At 40.5% G+C, this 23105-nt stretch carries 17 protein-coding genes; all 17 read left to right on the top strand.

The window, feature by feature from the left end:
- Window positions 1-29: 29 nt before the first annotated feature.
- Window positions 30-1067: a glycosyltransferase family 4 protein gene (locus CPRO_RS13155; protein ID WP_066052782.1), complete on the top strand. Its 1038-nt coding sequence runs from the start codon at window positions 30-32 to the stop codon at window positions 1065-1067.
- Window positions 1068-1174: 107 nt separating this feature from the next.
- Window positions 1175-2101, top strand: coding sequence for a DnaD domain protein (locus CPRO_RS13150; RefSeq protein ID WP_066052779.1), 927 nt, complete (start codon window positions 1175-1177; stop codon window positions 2099-2101).
- 14 nt (window positions 2102-2115) lie between these two features.
- The gene (locus CPRO_RS13145) at window positions 2116-3114 is read left to right on the top strand and encodes an ATP-binding protein (RefSeq protein ID WP_066054073.1); all 999 of its coding nucleotides are present in this window, start codon (window positions 2116-2118) and stop codon (window positions 3112-3114) included.
- Window positions 3115-3547: 433 nt separating this feature from the next.
- The gene (gene tmk / locus CPRO_RS13135) at window positions 3548-4174 is read left to right on the top strand and encodes a dTMP kinase (RefSeq protein ID WP_066052774.1); all 627 of its coding nucleotides are present in this window, start codon (window positions 3548-3550) and stop codon (window positions 4172-4174) included.
- 87 nt (window positions 4175-4261) lie between these two features.
- The gene (locus tag CPRO_RS13130; protein WP_066052772.1) at window positions 4262-4588 is read left to right on the top strand and encodes a cyclic-di-AMP receptor; all 327 of its coding nucleotides are present in this window, start codon (window positions 4262-4264) and stop codon (window positions 4586-4588) included.
- A gap of 99 nt (window positions 4589-4687) precedes the next feature.
- On the top strand, window positions 4688-5677 hold the full coding sequence (holB, locus tag CPRO_RS13125; protein WP_082754369.1) for a DNA polymerase III subunit delta': 990 nt from the start codon (window positions 4688-4690) through the stop codon (window positions 5675-5677).
- On the top strand, window positions 5674-6543 hold the full coding sequence (locus CPRO_RS13120; RefSeq protein WP_066052769.1) for a PSP1 domain-containing protein: 870 nt from the start codon (window positions 5674-5676) through the stop codon (window positions 6541-6543). Before holB ends, CPRO_RS13120 begins: the two co-directional genes overlap by 4 nt.
- On the top strand, window positions 6533-7288 hold the full coding sequence (locus CPRO_RS13115; protein WP_066052766.1) for a tRNA1(Val) (adenine(37)-N6)-methyltransferase: 756 nt from the start codon (window positions 6533-6535) through the stop codon (window positions 7286-7288). The genes CPRO_RS13120 and CPRO_RS13115 overlap by 11 nt, the downstream gene beginning before the upstream one ends.
- A complete protein-coding gene (rsmI, locus tag CPRO_RS13110) occupies window positions 7285-8145 on the top strand; it encodes a 16S rRNA (cytidine(1402)-2'-O)-methyltransferase (RefSeq protein WP_066052761.1) in 861 nt (286 codons plus the stop codon). Before CPRO_RS13115 ends, rsmI begins: the two co-directional genes overlap by 4 nt.
- A gap of 205 nt (window positions 8146-8350) precedes the next feature.
- Complete coding sequence (locus CPRO_RS13105) at window positions 8351-8734, top strand: hypothetical protein (RefSeq protein ID WP_066052759.1); 384 nt, start codon at window positions 8351-8353, stop codon at window positions 8732-8734.
- A 445-nt stretch (window positions 8735-9179) separates the two neighbouring features.
- Complete coding sequence (locus tag CPRO_RS13100) at window positions 9180-13484, top strand: acyl-CoA dehydratase activase-related protein (protein ID WP_066054069.1); 4305 nt, start codon at window positions 9180-9182, stop codon at window positions 13482-13484.
- Between the two features lie 250 nt (window positions 13485-13734).
- Window positions 13735-16866: a hybrid sensor histidine kinase/response regulator gene (locus CPRO_RS13095; RefSeq protein WP_159430658.1), complete on the top strand. Its 3132-nt coding sequence runs from the start codon at window positions 13735-13737 to the stop codon at window positions 16864-16866.
- Between the two features lie 548 nt (window positions 16867-17414).
- On the top strand, window positions 17415-18107 hold the full coding sequence (locus CPRO_RS13090; protein ID WP_066052753.1) for a response regulator: 693 nt from the start codon (window positions 17415-17417) through the stop codon (window positions 18105-18107).
- An 11-nt stretch (window positions 18108-18118) separates the two neighbouring features.
- Complete coding sequence (locus CPRO_RS13085; protein ID WP_066052750.1) at window positions 18119-19903, top strand: ATP-binding protein; 1785 nt, start codon at window positions 18119-18121, stop codon at window positions 19901-19903.
- Between the two features lie 150 nt (window positions 19904-20053).
- On the top strand, window positions 20054-20515 hold the full coding sequence (locus CPRO_RS13080) for a hypothetical protein (protein WP_066052748.1): 462 nt from the start codon (window positions 20054-20056) through the stop codon (window positions 20513-20515).
- A 27-nt stretch (window positions 20516-20542) separates the two neighbouring features.
- Window positions 20543-21949 carry a hypothetical protein gene (locus CPRO_RS13075; RefSeq protein ID WP_066052745.1) on the top strand — a complete coding sequence of 469 codons (1407 nt, stop codon included), beginning with the start codon at window positions 20543-20545 and terminating at the stop codon, window positions 21947-21949.
- Window positions 21950-21999: 50 nt separating this feature from the next.
- Window positions 22000-22860, top strand: coding sequence for a two-component system regulatory protein YycI (locus CPRO_RS13070; RefSeq protein ID WP_066052742.1), 861 nt, complete (start codon window positions 22000-22002; stop codon window positions 22858-22860).
- Window positions 22861-23105 lie beyond the last annotated feature (245 nt).

Below are 23105 nucleotides of genomic sequence, written 5' to 3'. Positions count from 1 at the left end.
TCCCCCCACTGTTAGGAGAGGATTTTTGAATGCAACATAATTGGTTATTATATATAGCGGCTTTCGCTAGTGCCTTTGCGATTACACTGGTTGCAACCCCCTTTGCTAAATGGATTTCCATAAAATGCGGCGCCATCGATTATCCAAAGGACAGAGGTGTTCATAAAAAGCCTATGCCCAGAATGGGTGGTGTAGCCATTGTATTGGGCTTTACCGTGACTGTTTTGATGGTTTTCTTTTTTGACAAAGGTATGAGCACCAAACAGTTTATTGGCTTTTTGAGCGGAGCACTGTTGATTGCGGCTCTAGGTGTTTTGGATGATATGAAAAATTTGCCTGCGAAGCTAAAATTCTGTGTACAGATTGTGGCGGCACTGATTGTCATTTTCTCCGGAATACAAATTAATGTGGTGCTTTGGCCTGTAACCGCAGCTTTGCAGAAATTCAGCATTCCCATTACCCTAGTTTGGATTGTAGGGGTAACCAATGCGGTGAATTTAATTGACGGTTTAGATGGTCTAGCGGCAGGGGTATCCTCTATTGCCGCTTTAAGCCTTATGGTTCTGTGCATTATGACAGGAAGTAATACTGCCGTGGTTTTAACTGCTGCCTTGGCAGGTGCTTGCCTAGGATTTTTGCCCAGAAACTTTAATCCGGCGGAAATTTTCATGGGGGATACGGGTTCTACATTCCTTGGGTTTGTTTTATCTGTAACCAGTATTCTTGGTGTGTTTAAGGGATATGCTCTTTTGGCAGTAAGTGTCAGTGTTTTGTGCCTTGGGCTGCCTGTATTTGATACAATTTTTGCCATGCTGCGCAGAATGGCGAAGCATCAGTCCATTATGCAGCCTGATCGAGGGCATTTGCATCATCGTCTTATTGACCGTGGATTTTCTCAAAAGCAGGCGGTGTTGATTTTGTATGCAATCAGCTTTTGTTTAGGGTGTTTGGCAATTTTTATTTCTTTTAAGGATTCAAGAATTATAGTGGTGGTATTGCTCACTGTCATTTTGTTAAGCTTTATTATTTATTATTTTAATGTTCACATAAAACATAAGAGTAAATAAAAAAAGGCTGTCCATAGACGCATTTTGTCGATGGCAGTCTTTTCTTAACTGGCAAGCTATGATATACTAAAAGGTACGAAAATATCAGGATAGAGAGGAGGCTGCGAATGGCGCGGGAAATTTGTATCTCAAGTGAATTTATTGAAAAAGAACTGCCTTTGGCGCCCCCGCTGTATGTTTCTGTCTATCTGATGACAAAAGCCTTGGAGGATGCTGATGCGGCAACCATTGCCCAAAGGCTGAATGTTTTGGAAAGTGATGTGGTTCGGGCTTGGCAATATTGGCAGGAACGAGAACGAACAAAACCAGTTGAACAGGTTTCCACAAGGGTTTTTATGGAGCAAAAGCCTGAATATAGCATGGCAGAGTTATCCGAATATATGAAACATGGTGAAATGAAAGCCCTGTTGCAAACGGCTCAGCGCAAATTAGGCAAGCCGTTAACCCAGCAGGATATCAGTATGATATTTGGTTTGTATGATTGGCTTGGGTTCTCAATAGATTTAATTGAGGTGTTGCTTTCCTACTGTGTTTCCGATGGATTTAAGGGAATGCGCTATGTGGAAAAAGTGGCTATGGCTTGGGCAGAAGAGGGGATCCAAACTGTGGACAAGGCAGTTGAATACATAGAAATGAGAAAAACAAGCTTTCATACCATTATGCGTGCCTTTGGGCAAAGCGGCAGAATGCCTGTGGAAGGTGAAGAGACCTATATGAAAAAATGGTTGAGAGAGTATGAGATGTCCATTGATGTCATTAAGGTGGCTTGCGAAAGAACGGTCATGCAGACGGGAAAAGTGAGTTTTGCTTATGCCGATAGCATTTTAAAAAAATGGAAAGATGCAGGAGTGAAAACCCCTGCTGATATAGAGACTTTGGATCGGGCTTTTGCCGCAAAAAAGACGGTAAGAACTGGCGAGCCAAAGGTTGTGGCTACACAGCCTAAGCAAAATCGGTTTATCAATTATCCCCAGAGGCAATGGGATTTTGAAAAATTAGAGAAGCTACAGCGAGAAGAAAGAGATAAATGGTAAAGGAGGCGGGCGCTTTGGCAACGAGAACACAGATATTTCGTGAAATATTACGGGAGTACGATAGCTTGCGTACGAAAAAGGCGGCGGAGCTGCGGGAGAGAAAGGCTGTGCTTTTTGAAAGATTGCCCCGCTTAGGAGAAATAGAGCAGGAAATGGCACTGTTGGGAACAAAAACCGCTAGAATGGTTTTGCAAGGCAAGGTAGACGTCAAAGATATTATGGATCAGTTAAAAATGGGGCAAAAGGTTTTGGAAGAGGAGCGCAGCCGAATTTTAGCTGTCCACAATTTAACTCCCCAGCTTCTTGAAATGGAATATGCATGTCCCAAATGTAAGGACACCGGATATATCGGCACAGAACAGTGCCTTTGCATGAAAAGACGGTTGATGGACAAACTTTATGACCAGTCAAATGTGCGGGATATGATAAAAGTCGAAAACTTCGATAACTTCAATTTTTCTTTATATAGCTCCACACCGTTAAAGGAAGAAGGAATATCTCCGAAAGCAAATGCAGAAAAGCTTTACCGAAGAGCTTTGGCGTTTGTTGAGGAGTTTGGCAATGGGGCAAACCTTTTGATTTACGGCGGAACCGGCTTAGGGAAGACCTTTCTATGTAACTGTATAGCCAAGGATTTATTGGCAAAGGGTCATACCGTTTTATACCTTACAGCGGGGCAATTATTTAGAAAGCTGGAGGAGCAAAGGTTCCATAGAGAGGACGATGAGGAGGAGGCGAAGGAGTGGGATCAAGAGCTTTTGGAAGCAGAGCTTTTGATTATTGATGACTTAGGCACAGAGTTTTCCACAATATTTACTACTTCGGAGCTTTTTCGCATTGTAAATGACAGAAAATTAGCAAAAAGGGCTGTTGTGATTTCAACTAACTTAGGTCCAACAGAATTGATGACTCATTATTCTGATCGTGTTACTTCTCGATTTTTTGGTGAGTTTGAGCAAATGAAGTTTTTTGGTGATGATATTCGTATCATTAAAAAATATCAAAAAAAATAAGTTCTATTTATGGGAAGGGAACGTTTGGCATTATAAAGCTGACGTTCCTTTTTGCTGCAATAGGTCTAAGGAAAATTTTTTGAAAAGTTGTCAAAATAATCATACAATTGCAAAATGGATTGGAAAAATGGGAACAATTCACATTGGAAGGATAGTGCTTATTGGATAGTGGAACTTCCATCGTTAGAGGTTGACATCCATTCAATGCAGCTTTTCTATGAACTTGTAGTGAAATTTAGACATAAAGAATGATCGGGTCTTACCAAAGTAAAAAAATAGGCACAAATTTGGTTTTGTGGTATAATAAAACAACAATTATTTTCTATTCTTTTCCTTGAAAAAGATTGAAAAGTAATTGGAAAGACTAAAGCATGCTGCTCTTTGAAAGGTGTTTCATGTTTTCGATGAATTTTAGAGATTTTTGAGGTGTCAAATGAGAGGATTCTTTATTTCGGTGGAGGGAAGCGATGGCAGCGGAAAATCCACACAGATTAAAAAAATAGATGCATATTTGAAAAGTAAAAGTCAGGAAGTTCTACTAACCAGAGAACCAGGGGGAACTGTAATTTCTGAAAAAATACGAGAATTGTTATTGGATCCTTCTCATAAAGAAATGAAAGCCAAAACAGAAATGCTTTTATATGCAGCCGCAAGAGCCCAGCATTTGGAGGAATTCATATTGCCCAACTTGCAGGAAGGGAAGCATGTATTGACAGATCGTTTTACAGATTCCAGCATTGCCTATCAGGGCTTCGGCCGCGGCTTGGGTGAGATTGTTGCTGAGGTAAACCGTATTGCAACGGGGGGGATTTCTCCGGACATTACGTTTTTCTTGGAGGTTTCTCCGGAAACGGGGATTTCCAGAAAAAAATCAGAGGAAAACCATGAGATGGATCGGTTGGAGCAGGAAAAGCAGGAATTCCATCATAGGGTTTATAATGGTTACAAAACCTTAAGTAATTTGGAGGGACAGCGTATTTGCCCCATTGATGCAAGTGAGGGAATTGAAGCTGTTTTCTCTCAAATAAAGGTTGAGCTAGATAAGTTGTTTGGTTTTTAAAGCGCTTTTTTACTAGCGTGTGTTCAATATTATTCGTACAAATATTGTTTCAAGTCAAATGGAGTATATAGGATGGGAGGAGTTTCTATGAAGCTAATTATTGCCATTATTCAAGATGAAGACGCAGGTGAGGTTATTTCCAATCTCAATAAAGCGAACTTTCAGGTAACAAGACTGGCAACAAAGGGCGGCTTTTTAAGAGCCGGAAATACGACTCTCTTAACCGGTGTTGAGGATGACAAGGTAGAAGAAGCTATGGGGATTATTGAAGAAAACAGTAAGTCCCGTACCCAGTATGCCACTCTGCCTTCTTCTTGCGGTGCAATGCATGGCTTTATTTTGGCACCCATAGAGGTAAATATTGGCGGTGCCACAGTGTTTGTGGTAGATGTGGAACAATTTAAAAAGTTTTAATGTTTGGGAATTTGATACATCTCATTCTGGAAAAAAGTCTGTTTTTTGATATTCAAGTCAGAATCCAAGAACTGATGTATTAAGAAAGGAGGGGGCGCTTTGTATCGCTTCGAGGAAATTTGGGGCAATCAGCGCCTGCTCAGTCATTTGCGCATGGCGGTGAAAAATCAAAAAACCTCCCATGCCTATTTGTTTATAGGAGGATCAGGGTCAGGTAAAAAGATGATTGCAAATACTTTTGCAAAATATCTTTTATGTGCCACCAATCAGGATGAGCCTTGTGATACCTGTGAGAGTTGTAGGGTATTTGAAAGTGGGAATCATCCCGATGTTATTTATGTGACCTCTCAGAAAAAAACGCTGGGGGTAGATGAAATTCGTGGGCAGATATTGGAAACGGTTGATATCAAGCCTTACCATTATAATAAAAAAATATATATCATTCAACATGCCCATACTATGACGGTACAGGCGCAAAATGCATTGTTGAAAACCTTGGAAGAACCGCCGGAATATGTAGTTTTTTTGCTTTTGGCGGAAAAAACAGAGGCCTTTTTGCCTACAGTTTTATCAAGAATGGTTACTTTGAAAATCAGCCCTCTTTCAGAGGAAGAGATTCATAGATATTTGGTCGGCAAAAAATTGGTAGCCCCAGAAGAAGGCGGATTTTTTGCGGCTTATGCTCAGGGCAGAATTGGACATGCGCTAGAACTGATAGAGGATACTGCTTTTCGGCAGATGCGTGAGGATATTTTAACACAAATGAGCCAATTGCAGTCTATGCGATTATCAGAGGCATTGCTTTTGGCAAAGGAATGGGAAATATTTAAAAATGATACCCGTTTTTTAGATATCATCGCGTTATGGTATCGAGATTTAATGGCGGCAAAGTCCTTAAGGGACGAACGATTTATTATTCAAAAGGATAAAAAAGATTTATTATATTCAGCGGCAAAAGAGCCAACAGAAATTTTGGCTAAAAAATCGGCGGCTGTGACAAAGGCGAAAGAGCGTTTAATACAGAATGGAAATTTCAGGCTGACCATAGAGGTTATGCTAATGGAGCTAAAGGAGAATGGAGCCCAATGATAGAAGTGGTAGGAATTCGATTTAAAAAAGCAGGAAAGATGTATTATTTCGATCCCGATGGAATGACACTAACCAAAGAAGATTACGCCATTGTGGAAACTGCCCGTGGCGTGGAATATGGACAAGTAATCAAAGAAAATACCCATGTGCCAGAGGAGACTATTGTGCCTCCCCTGAAAAAGGTACTGCGCAAGGCCACAAAGGATGATGCGCGCACGGTGGAGAATAATGAGAAAAAAGAGGCTGAAGCCTTTCAAATTTGCTTAGGGCATATTGCCCATTTAGGCTTGGATATGAAGCTGGTAGATGTTGAGATGACCTTTGACCGAAATAAGCTGATTTTTTACTTTACCTCTGATGGTAGAGTGGATTTCAGAGAGCTGGTAAAGGAATTGGCGGCGGCTTTCCGTACCCGTATTGAATTGCGCCAAATTGGCGTACGTGATGAGGCAAAAATGCTCAATGGCATTGGCATCTGCGGAAGAACGTTGTGCTGTGCTACGTTTTTGGGTGATTTTCAGCCCGTTTCCATTAAAATGGCAAAGGAACAGAGTCTTTCTTTGAATCCTACGAAAATCAGCGGCATCTGCGGACGTTTGATGTGCTGCTTAAAATATGAAGAGGATGTTTACGAAGAATTAAACAGAAAAATGCCTAAGGTTGGGGATATTATTTCCACACCGGAAGGAACAGGAGAAATTCTGTCCACCAATGTGTTGCTTCAACAAGTAAAAGCGGCAGTGAGAAAGAAAGAAAATGACCCACCGACCATTGCTTTTTATCACGCAGATGAAATCAAGGTAATCAAGTCAAAGAAAAAGAAAAAAGAGGTAATCCCTGAGGAATTAAAGGCATATGAGGACTGATATTAAAATCAACGACTATGAACGGGTGGATGATTTACACCGTGATGGTTATCAAATCATTCAAGATCCCAGCCGTTTTTGTTTTGGCGTAGATGCAGTACTACTCAGCAGCTTTGCCAGAGTAAAAAAAGGGGAGTGTGTTTTGGATTTGGGGACAGGTACTGGAATTATCCCTATCTTGCTTGCCGCAAAAACTAAGGGACAGCAATTTACCGGTCTTGAAATTCAGGAAGAAAGCGTAGAAATGGCACTGCGCAGTGTGGCCTTAAACGAGTTAGAGGAACAGGTTTCTATTTTGCATGGAGATATCAAAGAAGTTGCCACTCTTTTTCACAAGCAAACTTTTGATGTTGTGACCTCCAATCCTCCTTATATGAATGAAGGAGGTGGCCTAGTGAATCCCCACAGTGCCAAAGCAATTGCAAGGCATGAAATTCTTTGTTCCTTAGAGGATATTGTGGCGGCGGCTGACAAGGTATTGAATAAGGGCGGCAGGTTTTATATGATTCACCGCCCCCATAGGCTGACGGATATTTTGGTGTTGATGCGTCAATATAAGCTGGAGCCAAAAAGATTGCGTTTTATTCATCCCTTTCAGGACAAGGCACCAACTATGGTTCTTGTAGAAGGAATAAAGGGTGGAAACCCAATGGTTAAGGTAGAACCACCGCTGATTATTTATAGCGAAGCAGGGAAGTATACCCAAGAAGCATTTGATATTTATTATGGAGAGGGGCAGGCATGAAACAGGATACAGCAGGAACATTATACCTTTGCGCAACGCCCATTGGAAATTTAGAGGATATCACGCTAAGAACATTAAAGCTTCTGGAAAGTGTGGATGTAATTGCCGCTGAGGATACAAGAAACACATTAAAGCTTTTAAATCGTTATGAGATAAAAACACCCATGACAAGCTATCATGAGCACAATAAAATTGGCAAAGGGCCTTTTTTGGTGGAGAAGCTCTTAAGTGGTGAGAACATTGCCTTAGTTACGGATGCAGGAATGCCGGGAATTTCAGACCCCGGTGCGGATTTGGTGAAGCTTTGCTATGAAGCGGGGGTGTCTGTAACGGTAGCTCCAGGGGCTTCGGCGGCAGTGGTTGCGTTGGTGCTTTCGGGTTTGGATACCAGAAGATTTGTATTTGAAGGTTTTTTGCCATCGGATAAAAAAGAGCGTCGGTTGGTGCTGGACACTTTGGAAAAAGAGCACCGCACTATGATATTTTATGAGGCGCCCCATCGACTATTGGATACGTTGGAAGAGCTTGCCCGAGTGTTTGGCAGTAATCGAGAAAGTGCTGCGATTCGGGAATTAACCAAAAAATTTGAGGAAGTACGTCGAGAGTCCTTAGAAAATCAGATAGCATATTTTAAAGAAAATACACCAAAAGGGGAATTTGTTCTGGTTATAGAGGGGCTTTCTTTGGAAACGCAAAAAAAAGAGGCTCAGGCTAGTTGGGAAGAAGTTTCCATACCAGAGCATATCCAGCGGTATTTGCAGCAGGGTTTGACGGAAAAAGATGCTATGAAGCAGGCTGCCAAGGACAGAGGGGTGTCAAAGAGAGATATTTATAAAGAATATAAAACCAATGAATAAATTGGTATTTGAAACATAAATAGAAAAGAGATTTTGACAAATCTGTAAGTCTCGGTTGCGGTTTTATTCTTCCGTCATGGGGCAGAATAAAAGAAAAATATTCTGTTTGTCTTTTACAAAGGCTTATTTTGAAGTGTTTGAAACATAGAGCAGGCAGACTGCAGCTTAGCTGAGATTAAGAAAGATAGAAAAGAGGTAAGAGGTAATGAAGATGCTGGAAGGCTTTTTGGCGTTAGGCTGGAGAGATGTGTTGCTTGCAGCGTGTATTGCATACATTATTTTTTCTGCAATACGACTTTTCCAAAGGCTTTTTGGGAAGCAAGAGGAAGAATTAAGCTTCAAAGTGAAAAACATGGACATGGTTGAGGTTTATGAAAAATGCAAAGAGTTGTTTCCAATACAAAGCCTTACATTTCATGGGAGGGAGTTTACCCGTGGAATGCGTATTAAGGTGACTACAATCCAGAAGAAGATTATTGAAGGAGAATTGATTGGGATCAATAGAATTAATCTCATTTGTATACGTACCCACAATCAGATCGTTGCACATCAGATTGAAAAAATTGAAGAAATTATTATTTTAGAATGAAAAAAAGGCTATTTCCCCTCCAAGGAGATAGCCTTTTTCGTTGCAAAAATCCCCTAAAATAAGGATGGAATAAAAATTTTAACGGGATTTTAGCGGCCAAAAATATTGAATTTACTAGGATTGTGCATATAATGAAATTAAGTAAAGTCACTAATGAAATTTTGTGAAGTGAACAGAAAGAGTCAATTTCAGTAAGAAATGATTTGTGGCAATGAATCATTTAGGCCATATGGATTTTTAAAAAGCAGTTCTTAACCAGAGGGTGGAAGAGAGCACAATGAATTGTGTTTTTTAGAACTATTGTATTTGAGAAAGATAATTTGGCGAAATTTTACACACCGAATTAGGATTGATATAAAAACATATATGGAAGTGCATCGGTTGAAAGGCTGAAAGCAGAAGTATATTGAAGGGGGTTTTACAAGTGAAGTATCATGATGGAAGCATGGGCAATACATATAAAATGGGCATTGACATCGGCTCTACAACCGTTAAGGTTGTATTGGTTGACCAAGAGATGGAAATGGTATTTTGCTGCTACCGCAGGCATTTTTCGGAAATCAAAAAAACGGTAATGACGATCATAAAGGAGGCAAAGGAAGAGCTGGGCGAGGCTTCTTTTTCTGTTATGATTACCGGAAGCGGTGGCGTATCCCTGGCAAAAAGCATTGAAGTGGAATTTATTCAAGAAGTTGTTGCTACAGCAAGAGCCCTTGAAACAATGGCGCCTTTAACAGATGTTGCCATTGAGCTTGGTGGTGAGGACGCAAAAATAATATATTTTGATAACGGCAACGTTGAGCAAAGAATGAACGGAGTGTGTGCAGGTGGCACAGGCTCCTTTATTGACCAAATGGCAAGCCTTTTACAAACAGATGCAACGGGCTTAAACGAATTGGCAAAAGGGCAGACGGTGATTTATCCTATTGCTTCTCGTTGTGGTGTGTTTGCAAAAACAGATATACAGCCTCTCATTAATGAGGGAGCAAAGCGGGAGGACTTGGCAGCATCTATTTTTCAGGCTGTAGTGAATCAGACCATTGCAGGTTTGGCATGTGGTAAGCCCATACGTGGCCATGTTGCTTTTTTGGGAGGCCCTCTTCACTTTTTATCTGAACTCAGAGGCAGATTTATTGAAACCCTGAAACTGACAGAGGAGACGGCCATTATACCTGAGAATTCTCATTTGTTTGCAGCATATGGTACGGCAGTTTCCTGCAAAGGTGAGGCGAATTTCAACTTTACCTCGATTCTGAAAAAATTATATGAAAAAGGGGAAATGTCGGCAGAGGTAGGCCGCTTGGAACCTTTATTTTACAATGAAAGAGAATATGATATTTTTAAGGAAAGACACGACCAGAACAAAGTAAAAAGAACTCCAATTTCTACATATCATGGAGATGCATTTTTAGGAATTGATGCAGGCTCCACCACAACAAAGGTTGCTTTGGTTGCCGAGGATGGAAGCTTACTGTATTCCTTTTATGCAGGAAATGAAGGAAACCCTTTAGGCGTTGTTACCAAAAGCTTGAATGAAATGTATGACTTGATGCCTGAGGATGTTGTGATTCGCAATTCCTGTGTTACAGGTTACGGAGAGGGACTTTTGAAGGAAGCCCTTATGATTGATTTAGGGTATATTGAAACAGTGGCACATTATAAAGCGGCACAGTTTTTCCGTCCCGATGTAGATTTTATTTTGGATATTGGTGGACAGGATATGAAGTGTATCCGCATTAAGGATCATGTGATTGATAGTGTGTTGCTCAATGAGGCCTGCTCCTCAGGCTGTGGTTCCTTTATTGAAACCTTTGCAAAATCTCTGAATTATGGAGTGGCTGATTTCGCAAAAATAGCTTTGTTTGCAAAACACCCCATAGACTTGGGTTCCCGCTGTACTGTGTTTATGAACTCAAGGGTAAAGCAGGCACAAAAAGAGGGTGCGGATGTATCAGATATCTCCGCAGGCTTAGCATACTCTGTTATTAAAAATGCGTTGTTGAAAGTAATTAAAATTGCCGACCCTCAATCCATGGGAAAATCTATGGTTGTGCAAGGGGGAACCTTTTATAACGATGCGGTTTTGAAAAGCTTTGAAATGATTAGCGGCAAGCAAGCTGTTCGCCCTGACATTGCAGGCATTATGGGTGCCTTTGGTGCCGGTTTGATTGCAAGGGATAAATATGAAACAGGTTTCCAAACCACGCTGATTAGTCAAGAGGCTATGAATACCCTTGAGGTGCATTCTTCTATGGCAAGATGTCAGGCTTGCACCAACCATTGCCTTTTAACCATTAACAGATTCAATGGAGACAGACGCTTTATTACAGGAAACCGTTGCGAAAGAGGCTTGGGTAAGGAGAAAAATCAAAATCCTGCGCCTAATCTTTATGAATATAAGCGCCACAGATTGTTTGACTATGAGCCTTTATCAGTTGAGGAAGCAAAGCGTGGCACGGTGGGAATACCCCGTGTTTTGAATATGTGGGAGGATTATCCGTTCTGGTATACCTTCTTTACAAAGCTGGGATACAGGGTGGTACTCTCCCCCAATTCCTCAAAGGGTATTTTTGAAAAGGGTATGGAATCCATCCCCAGTGAATCTGTTTGCTATCCTGCTAAGTTGGTACATGGGCATATCATGTATTTGATTGAACAGGGCGTGGATATGATTTTCTACCCAGGGGTGGTTTATGAAAGAAGAGACAGCATTGCGGCAGACAATAACTATAATTGCCCTATTGTAGCCTCATATAACGAAAACATTAAAAACAATATGGAAGAGCTTCAAGAAAAGGATATCGTTTTTATGAATCCCTTCCTAGCTATGGATAAAATTGAGACGGTTTTGAAGCGTCTGACGGAGGAATTTGAGCCCCTTGGCTGCGATAAAAAGGAAATCAAAGAAGCGGTTTACGATGGGTGGAACGAATGGTCTCAGTTCCGTCGAGATATGCATGATAAAGGTGAAGAAACCCTGCAATATATGAAAGAAAAGGGCATGATAGGCATCATTCTTGGGGGACGTCCCTACCATGCCGACCCTGAAATTAACCATGGCATTCCAGAGCTGATTGCGGGCTACAACATTGCAGTATTGACAGAAGACAGCGTTGCCCATCTTGGGAAGGCAAAACGCCCCACTGTCGTGCGGGATCAATGGACTTATCACTCCAGGCTGTATGAATCGGCGGCTTTTGCAACAACCCAGGAAAACCTTGAATATGTTCAGCTAAATTCCTTTGGCTGTGGGTTGGATGCTGTTACTACGGATGAGGTAAAGGCAATTTTGAATGCCTCGGGGAAAATCTATACTGTGCTGAAAATTGACGAGGTAAATAACCTTGGGGCTGCCCGTATTCGGATTCGTTCCTTAATTGCTGCGTTGGAGGACAGAAGAGAAAAAGGTGTCAGCCTGAAAGAGGGGGATGCCAGCCTGCACAGAGTGTTGTTTACAAAGGAAATGAAAGAAAAGTACACCATACTTTGCCCTCAGATGTCGCCAATACACTTCAATATTTTGCAGCCGGCAATGCAAGCTTGTGGCTATAATCTGGAGATTATGGAGGCCATGGACAGAAGTGCCATTGATACAGGACTGAAATATGTAAACAATGATGCTTGCTATCCTGCACTGATCACCATAGGGCAATTGATGAACGGACTGTTTTCTGGCAAGTATGACTTAAATAGGACAGCGCTATTGATTTCTCAAACCGGCGGCGGATGCAGAGCAACAAATTATATTGCCCTCATACGTAAGGCTTTGGAGAATGCGGGTATGCCGAACATTCCCGTTATCTCCATTAATCCAGTTGGATTGGAGAAAAACCCGGGATTTCAAATTGGCTTAGGCATGATGAATAAGGCGATACAGGCCTTGGTTTACGGTGACGTGTTTATGAGGGTATTATATCGCACACGCCCCTATGAAAAGGTGAAAGGCTCTGCCAACGCACTTTACGAAAAATGGAATGAAAAAGTGAAGAAGGATGTTGCCACTGGAAAATTCCGTACATACGCAGAAAATATTCGTGGAATCATCCGAGCGTTTGATGAGTTGGAATTGATTGATGTGAAAAAGCCAAGAGTAGGTGTGGTAGGAGAAATTTTGGTAAAATTCCACCCCACCGCAAATAACGATTTGGTAAATCTCTTGGAGAGAGAGGGTGCCGAAGCCGTTGTGCCTGATTTGCTTACCTTTGGTTTATATTGCTGTTATAATGCAACACAGAAGGAAAAATATCTGGGAGGCTCTGCAAAAAGCAGAATCATTGCGGATATGGTGGCAAAGGTCATAGAGCAATATCAAAAACCTATGATTAGTGCCCTAAAAGTGAGCAAGCGCTTCGATTCTCCTCAGGATATTCGTGAACTGGGAAAATATGCAGAAAAGGTAGTTTCTCTGTGTAACCAAACAGGGGAAGGCTGGTTCTTAACGGCAGAAATGATAGAACTGATTCATACCGGTGTTGCAAATATTGTTTGCACACAGCCCTTTGGGTGTTTACCAAACCATGTTGTGGGCAAAGGGGTAATTAAGGAATTACGCAAGCAGTATCCTCTGTCTAATGTGGTTGCCATTGACTATGATCCAGGTGCGAGCGAAATCAATCAGCTGAATCGGATTAAGCTGATGCTGGCAAGTGCAAATAAAAATCTGGAGGCAGTTCGTTCCAACACCTTGAGCAAAGCCCATTCTTTGGAACAGGCGGCATTTCGGGTGAAAGAGGATGAAAGAAGTTATTAAATGAAGTTTTTAGGGGTATCCCAATGGTCTTAAACAGATTATAGGATACCCTTTTTTGACGTTTTTCTGAGATTACTCTTTTTGATATGGAATGTTAGGTATTCCACTAAAAGGATATACAGCTGTCATTTGCTTGCCCTGGGATAGAGTGGAAAGCTCATTGAAATCATGTTGACAATGAAATAGATGAGAAATTATACTTGTGAAAGAAATGGAAGTGTTGGCCTTAAACTGGGAAGGGGTATCCGCAATGAGTTCAAAATGGGAAGACAATTATGAACAATTATTGAATGCCATGGGGGAAGTGGCAGTATTTGTTGTGCAACAGGATACCCATGAAGTGCTATGCTGCAATAATGAGGGAAAAAGGCAAGAGGGGAATATCTTTTGCAGAAGGCTTCGTGAAATATGGGAGAAACAGTGCCACCAATGTGTAAAGAAAAATATAAAGGAAAATGAATCTTTTACAAAAATAATATTTGATGATGTTTCGGAGAAAATCTTGCGGATAATGGTCACGAGCATAAAATGGGGAGAAGAAAACACCCCTGCATTTTCTGTGGTGATTACCCCCGTTGTACAAGGGGAAAATGCGGCAGTGCATTTAAACCTTCTTGAAAATATTGATATTATCTTATCGGAAGGATATGTACACAGCTGTTTGGTGAATTTAACGAAGGATGAGTATGTCAATCTATTACCTGATTGTTATGAGAGAAATGTTTTTTTTATTGGGACAAGCTATGATGAAATGACTGAGCACTTTTATCAGTGTATTCATCCCTTGCATGAGTCTGAGATAAGACACGTTTATAGCAGGGAACAGCTTTTATTGGACTGCAATGAGGGAATCCAAAGAATTAGCCATGATTACCTGCTTCAAAATAAGGAAGGATTATATCGCTGGGTTAGAGGGAGCGTGATAATCCCCCAAAATACTAATGCCGGCGATAGGATGGCGGTGATGCTCTGGAAAGAAATTCAGACTGAGAAGGGCATAGCCCAACAGCTTCTTACGGAGCAGGAAGCGCTATTTAATAGCCTTCCCGGGTATGTTTTAAAGATAGCTGTGGCTGATGAAATCATTTTTTTGGAGGCCAGCAAAACGTTTTACAATTTTTTTGGGGTGATAGATAGAAGATATCAGGTTGGGGATAACGTTTTTGTTGAGGATAGGGAGTTTGTAATATCTCTAATCATGCAAAAGGGGAAAAAAGGACTACCAATCTCCTTTGAATGCAGGGTGTGTGATAAAACCGGGAAATCTGTTTGGGTTCAGTGTGAGGGTCGGCTTGTGGACTATCAAAATGGATACCCGGTTTATTTGATGATTTTATTGGATATTCACGCCAACAAGCTAACCCAAATGCAGTTATTAAAGGAAAGGGAACGTTACCGTTTGGCAGTGGTAGATATGGCGGTTGGTATCTTCGAATATTACGTTAGGGATGATTATTTTGCTTACTATCCTTCGGAACGAGATAAGAAGGGTTCTACAAAGATATGGAATTACATGGAGAAGATGAAGAAGTCCACAATGCTTTCTAAGGAGCATACAGCAACTTTCTTAGAAATTTTGCAAGGACAAATCACTGGGGCGGAGATAGAAATATATGTGGAACGAAATAAGCGTTATGAATGGTTTTTTTGTCAGGGAAACCCTATTTTTGAGGATGGAACTTTAAAAAAAGTTGTTGGAACACTACGCTCCATAGATGAAAGCAAGAGGGAACAACAGCAGGCGGAGGAAAAGCTGCAGCGAGAGCAAAGGCAAAGCCGAATGTCTAATCAAAGATTCCTACGGGCGGTCAATCAGCTTTACGATTTGATTATTGAAGTAGATTTGAAAAGCAGAGAAACCCACATTTGGAAGGACTCTGATGAATATGGCATGTTCTTGCCCAAAGATGAGCAGTTGTATGACTTTTTGCTGAATGATTGCTTTGATTTGGTTCAATGGGAGTATCGTGAAGGGGCAAGAAATACATTTATGCCTGAAGTTTTAGTAAAAGAGTTTCACCAAGGGAAAAGTGAGATTATGATGGAGATGCCTGTAGGAAACAGCAAAGGCACTTATCGCTGGCATCGCCTTCAAGTTCAGCTATTGGAGGAAAGTGCAGATAGTCTGCGTGTTATGCTATATTTTAAAGATATCGATGAACAAAAGTCAAGAGATGCCCAGCAGCAAAATGCTTTGAAGGATGCGTTAAAATTGGCAGAGCAAGCAAATGCGGCGAAGGGTGATTTTTTATCTCGCATGTCTCATGATATCAGAACCCCTTTGAACGCCATTATGGGGATGACTTCCATCGCGCAGGCGAACTTGGAACAAAAGGAAACAATGTCGGATTGCTTAAAAAAAATCAATTCCTCTTCAAAATATCTCTTGGCATTGATTAATGATATTTTAGAAATGAGTAAAATAGAAAGCGGGAAAATGCCCCTTAACATAAAGGAATTTGATATTCATGATTTGCTTCAGGAGGCAGTTGTCTATGGCTATACTCAAGGGCAACTCAAGGATCAAAGGTTTTCAGTGCTGTTAAAAGAAGGGACAGAGGGTATTTTTGAAGGAGACCCGTTGAGATTGAATCAGATTTTGATTAACCTGTTAAGCAATGCGTTTAAATATACGCCACCCAGAGGGGAGATCCTTTTGTCTGTGAGAGGACGAAATTTAGATGACAACAGGAGTCTGCTTCAAATAGAAGTACGGGATAACGGAATAGGAATAGAAAAGAGCTTTTTGCAAAGAATTTTTCTTCCATTCGAACAAGGGGAGGGCGGTTTGGTATCCGGAGGCACCGGGCTTGGCTTAGCAATCTCTCAGAATCTAGCCATGCTTATGGGAGGACATATTTATGTGGAAAGTGAGGAAGGTAAGGGCAGTGTATTTCGCTTTGAGCTTCCCTTAAAGAAAAAAACAAACAACAGTATTCCAAAGCAAACTGAACCCCAAGAGAAGTTGGTGGTAGTGGAGACGGGGCTTCTTGCAGAGCTGGAAAACTCCAGAGTTCTTTTGGCAGAGGATAATGAAATAAACGTGGAGATTGCCAAAACTCTTTTGGAGATGTGCGGCTTAATTGTAGATGTAGCGGGAGATGGAAGGGAGTGCCTCGCTCTTTTTGAACAATCCCCAGAAAATGCATATCTTGCCATTTTGATGGATATACAAATGCCTGTTATGAACGGTTATGAAGCAAGTAGAGAAATACGTAAATTGGAACGGCAGGATGCAAAAACCATACCCATTTTAGCCATGTCTGCCAATGCGTTTCCATCAGATATTGGAGAGACCATGGCGGCGGGAATGACTGAGCATATTCCTAAGCCCATTGATATGAGTGTGTTATTAATGTTGTTGAAGAAATACAAAGAGTGAAAAAACAAGAATCAAAAAAGTCCAAGAATAGGGATAACGGAATTCTATTTCATTGTAAATCAGTCATTTCTTTTCTGTCAAAAAAAGATTGATGGGACGGAAGTTTTTTTTGGAACTTTTTTGATAAAGATAAGTCTAAAATAACAGGGAAAGTTATTTCCATGGCTAATTATTAAAAATTTTTATTTAAGAAACCTGATTTACACCTTGCGAATGCAAAGTGCAAATTTTTTAATTGGAGAGTGTCTAAAATCTTGGCAATCCCTCTGGGATTGCCGGGTTTTTTCTTTGTTAGTTGAAAAGTTTTTCTAAGGGATGTTGCTCTCTGTAAAAGATAGGGGTTTTTATAATTAGTATATAAGTAAAGACAACAGGTCGCATATACAAAAACAGAAGGGTATTGCTGGAAAAACAGACAGATACCTTAGAATTGGCGTTTTATGCTTACTTGTAATTTATAGATGTATGCTGTAAGAACTGTACATTTTATAAAATTTTTTGTATAATAAAATAATTAAGGCTTCTGACCTATAATATGGGGGAGAAAAATGGATAAAAAAATACTTATTGTAGATGACGAAAAAAATATTGTTGATATTATTGCGTTCAATTTGAAAAAAGAAGGCTACAAAGTTTTAAGAGCTGGTGATGGGGCAGAGGGAGTAAGACTCACTATGGAAGAGAATCCGGATTTGATTTTACTTGATATCATGATGCCTAAGATGGATGGATACGAGGCTTGTAAAAAAATACGAGAAAAGAAAAATACACCCATCATAATGCTTACCGCTCGTGCTGAGGAATTGGACAAAGTTCTGGGTCTTGAGCTTGGTGCCGATGATTATGTAACAAAGCCCTTCGGTGTAAGGGAACTGATGGCAAGAGTTAAGGCGAACTTGCGGCGTCAAATTGTGCAAGAGGAGACCATCCCAGATGAAACGGATGGCATGGTTTTTGGCAGGCTTAATATAAATTTGGAGCGTTATGAGGTACGTAAGGACGGTCGAGTATTAGAGCTGACACTGCGTGAGTTTGAACTATTAAAATTCCTTACTCAGCAAAAGGGACAGGTTTTCTCCAGAGAAATTCTTTTGGAGAAGGTTTGGGGTTATGAATATTTTGGTGATGTTCGTACTGTTGATGTTACGGTTCGCCGCTTGCGAGAGAAGTTAGAGGATGATCCGGGAAAGCCCGAATATATATTGACCAAAAGAGGTGTGGGCTATTATTTTGATTGCTAAGGAAGGCGGGGTTGAAGCCTTTGCGAAGTATTAAGTGGAAATTAATTATCATGTATCTTGGGCTGGTGCTGATTGTAATGATTGTCAGTGGTTCCTATATTTTATTGAGCCTTAGAAATATAGAGCTTGAAAAATCCAGATGGCAGCTGGTGTCATGCGCAGAAAAGATTGACGATCAAGTTGTAAAAGGGAATGACTTAAAGGATATTCAGGATACCCTCCTTAAGACAGTGACCAATGCTGGTATACAGGGTAACATTCTGGATGCCAAAGGGAATACCATTGCCTCTAGCACTGTATTGAAAAAACCCTATCCCGTTTACACAGATCAGGCGATTATTGCTGCCATGAATGGGACGGCTTCCTTTTCCTCAGGGAAGAAAAGTACGGATGCGTTTAACCTTTTGAAGGAATGGATGAGCTATGCGGTGCCTATTCTGGGGGAGGACGGAAAGGTTCTCTGTATCATTTATACCCGTTTGGATGCGGGGGATATGCGGGCAAGCCTTGACCAAACAACGAAAACCATTATTATTGCCGTTGCCATTGCACTTCTTTTGGCAGTTATTATGGGGTATATATTTGCTCAAACCTTGACGGGGCCTATTTTGGCACTGACTAGAGGTGCCAAAAATATGGCTGAGGGGAATTTTGAACAAAGTCTTAAGGTGAGAAGTTCCGATGAAATCGGGCAGCTAACCAGCAGCTTTAACTACATGGCTTCTGAGTTGACCAAGAATATGTCGGAGATATATCAGGAAAAAAATCGTTTGGAAATTCTATTGCATAATATGAGTGATGGTGTGATTTCCTTTAACAAAGATGGAGAGTTTATGCTTGCTAATACTGCCGCAACAGAAATGCTTGAGGTAGATAAAATAGACATGGATTTTTCCACCTTTATACGAAACTATGATATTAATTCAGGGGTCTATCTGGATGTAGGTACCGAACCCTCTAAAAAAGTAACTTTCCCTGTAGGCAAGCAATTTATCAGCGCAACATTTACGCCATATTATAATGCCGCAGGGCAAATTGAAGGCTTGGTTGTTGTTTTGCAGGATATCACAGAACAGAAGAAGCTGGATGATATGCGTAAGGAATTTGTTGCCAATGTATCCCATGAGTTGAGAACACCCCTTACCACAGTCAAAAGCTATACAGAAACCCTTATGGATGGCGCCATGGATGATAAGGAAATTGCCATGGAGTTTTTAGGCATCATCGACAGTGAGGCTGACAGAATGGCATTCTTAGTGCGTGATTTGCTCCAGCTTTCCAGATTTGATAATAAGCAGGTGCTTTTGGACATTACCGATATTGAGATGAACGAGTTTTTATACTTAACGGTGAAGCAAAATAAAATTCATGCCGAGGGCAAACACCAACAGCTTAGCTTTGAATCTTACGAAAAAGATGTAGTTATTCATGGTGACAGAGATCGGGTTGGTCAGGTCGTGAATAATATTGTTACCAATGCCATGAAATACAGCTTGGAGCAAGCATCTATTAAAATTTATATTACAGAGGATGATATCTATTATAAAATCTCTGTAAAAGATACAGGAATGGGTATTGCAAGAGAAGACTTACCCCGTATTTTTGAACGTTTTTACCGTGTGGATAAAGCAAGAAGCCGGGCAATGGGAGGAACAGGCCTTGGACTTGCCATTGCTAAGGAAATTATGGAAAGCCATGGAGGAAAGTTGACAGCAGAAAGCGAATATGGCAAAGGTACTACCATGACTATGTGGTTTCCCAAAAAGCCACCGGAGCTTCCGTGCAAAGAAGTATAACGCTCTTTCACTGCAAAAAAACCGCTTGATTTGCAGTGGAAAAAGTTGTTATAAAACTGTAAGCACGTTGTAACATGAATGTAATATTTCCGTTGTATAATACTATATATATTGATTTATGTATTTATAATGGAAATGGAGGTGTAGGGAATGAAACAGAAGAGTAAGTTGATTGCAGTATGCGTCATGATGTTGTTCTTATCTTTTTCGCCCGTTTGCGCCTTTGCACAGGAAATATGTAATCCTACGCCTATAGCAATATCCAGTGGCCTTATTTTTGAAGAGGAAAAACAGGATGCTACCTTTGAGGATTCTCGTATTGTTTATGGTGAGACGATACCCTTTGCGGATATATCTGTGATAGTTTCCAGAAAGGATGCAGAAGGGAATACTCTTCAGGATTACAGCGAGAGTTTTGAAGTGGGCTCTTTGGGCATTTTTAGTATCTCTCTTCCGTTGAAGCTGGGTACTAATTATATAGACCTTTCTGTGAGCAGTCAGTGTTATGACAATGCCACATATAGCTTTGAAATTAAGAGGATGCCCTTGAGTGTGAAGGAACAACTAAAAAATATGGTTGCTTTGCCTGGAATAGGGCAAAAGAATAAATAAAAATTATAGAAAAAGCGGTGGGATCAAATGAAATTATACAAAATCACGAATTTTGTCATTGTTGCTTTGGTCATAGCTGCGGTTTTTCAAACAGGAGAGTTATGGCTTGAAGGAACATCGAGTCATAACTTTTTTAGTATATTTACAAAAGCAAATGCCCACACCAGTAAGGAAGCGGACGGAAATGTTCTTTTGGCGACCCGTTATGCAGTGGGGGAAGGAAAGGGCACTTTTTCTGTGTATTATCCCGATCAAACAGGGACAAGCGCTTTGTTGCAGGAGGCAAACGACGTATTAAACGAAATTTTATCGGATAGAAACAACAAAGTGGAATTTGTGACTGCCGATTGGAAGGAGATTCTTGGGGGACGCTGTATCGTTATGCAATATGACTTTATGGTTTCGGCGGATGAGTATTTAAGTCAGTATAAGAAACTGAAGAACAATAAGGTAACCTCCTTTGATTATATTACCATCATCCCCTCCAGACGTCCCGGTGAGGAGAGCAAAGCCTACTTTGTAAATTCTAAGACAAATGACAGTGTCTGTTTTACAACAAACAAAAGTCAATCCGCCTCTGCATTTTATGAGAAACTGGTGAACGATGGGGGAGCAATGACGTACATATCCACTGGCCAGAAAACGGGGGCATCTGTTATTTGGCGAAATTTATTTTTGCCCCAGTGGGCAGATTTGCCCTACCACTATAGCGGACTACGCCAGATTCCTGCATTTGAAAAGGACGGTATGGTAAGTCGGGTGGACATGGAAAATACGCTAAAGGGATTTTTCAGAAATTTCTCTGTGGACTGGAGCACCAAGGATGACAGCGGTGATTTCATTTTCAGTGATAGCCAAACAGTAGTGAAGTATTTTCCTGATAAAAGGGTGTTGGAGTACTATAGTTACGAGGCCTACGGTAATGATGAAAACAACACGGGTTTACTGGAAGGATACCAGATTAGCTGTAATTTTTTAGAAAACGACACTTCCTTGTCGACCAATGTTTTTTTAGCGGATATTGAGAAAAAGAGTAACGAAACAATTTATTATTTTGATTATGCAGTAAATAACCTGCCCGTAGAATTATCGGCCGCCCTTCAAGATAAAATCGGAAGCAAGCATGCCATTGAGATTACCATAAGAAATCAAAGGGTAAAGAAATATCACAGGTATGTTGTAAATTATGTGCCTTTGGAGTCAAAGGATATGACGTTAAATGTTCAGTTTATTGATGCACTGGATGAAGCTAACAAAAATTATCAGGAGACAGTTGAGGAAAAGGTGATTACCGATGTAAAAAATATTTCCCTGGGTTATTATGCTGACTTAACGGGGGAAATTGGTTTCAAGTGGTTTATTACGTTATATGACTATTTATTTGTTACAGAAACCAACAAGGATACCTTTTCTCCTACCAATGGTGTATCTTAAGGGGAAAATCAATAGAAGCAATACATTTCTCAGAGCAGGGAGGTGAGGGCATGGAATGGACAGTGGCAAAGCGCTTTGTGATTATTTTGCTGGTGATTATAAACGTGGTTTTGGCAGGTTTGAATATGAAGCAAAAACAGGATAATAGCATGTCCTCTTCCCAAGAAAAGGCAATTTTTCAAGTGCTATCCCAAAATGGAATCACATTGTATACCGATTTAAATATCGATATCCATCCTATGGATCGTTTAGAGGCCAGAGTGCCATCTTATTCCAAAGAGGAACTGGAGACGGTATTTTTTGATGGGGGAAAAACAAAAGTTTCTCCGGGCACAAAAACAATCTATAAAGGGGAAAGCAAAACCCTTGTACTTTCGGGGGATAGAGGGAGCTTTACCGATCAATCTATAAAAAAAGGCGTGTCCGCTTTAGGAAAAGAGGATGCGATAAAACAGGCTGAACGCAAAATGGAAAAAATGAAACGTGTTTTTGGAAACTATGATTTATCTTATGTATCTAAAACTGAGGAGGACTGGCAAGTTGAGTTTTCTTCTGTTCAAGATGATAGAAATATTTTTTCCAATCACTTTACTTTTTTTGTATCCGACGAAGGAATCTATCAGGTTGACTTTACCTATTGCGAAATAACAGGAACAACCCAGGAAAAAAAGGATATATATATGGCTGACGAGGCACTGCTTACGTTTATGCGGGAATGGAATAAGGGAGATGCTGCTCGTGATGCGGCAATACAGAAAATAGAATTAGGCTATGATTTGTTGGAACAAGGAGAGGCTGTATCAGGAACAGGGCTTTATTTGGAGCCATGTTATCGAATTTATTTGATGGAAGAACGGGAGCCATATTTGGTAAATGCATATACTTGCCAAATTGTAAAAAAGAATGATTAGGTAGTATTTTCGTGATTCTAAAAAAATATTCATACTGTGTAGTAAAGGGTGCGCAATTGGCATCCTTTTTTCTTGACAAAGATTTATCTGTTAATCAAAGTTTTATCTGCTTTTTGGGAGAAAGGTATACCCATTTCCTCAAAGCCAAGATAAATAGCATTTATCCTATTTTGAAGGGGGAGCTCTTTTTCATATTCAGCAAATGCTTGCTGGAAAAATTTTCATAACGGGGATTCTATGCTCCA

The organism is Anaerotignum propionicum DSM 1682 (genome assembly GCF_001561955.1).
GTDB classification, from domain to species: Bacteria; Bacillota; Clostridia; order Lachnospirales; family Anaerotignaceae; genus Chakrabartyella; species Chakrabartyella propionicum.
Note: the sequence above shows the minus strand (reverse complement) of the source record. Positions and strands in the feature narration are given on the sequence as shown.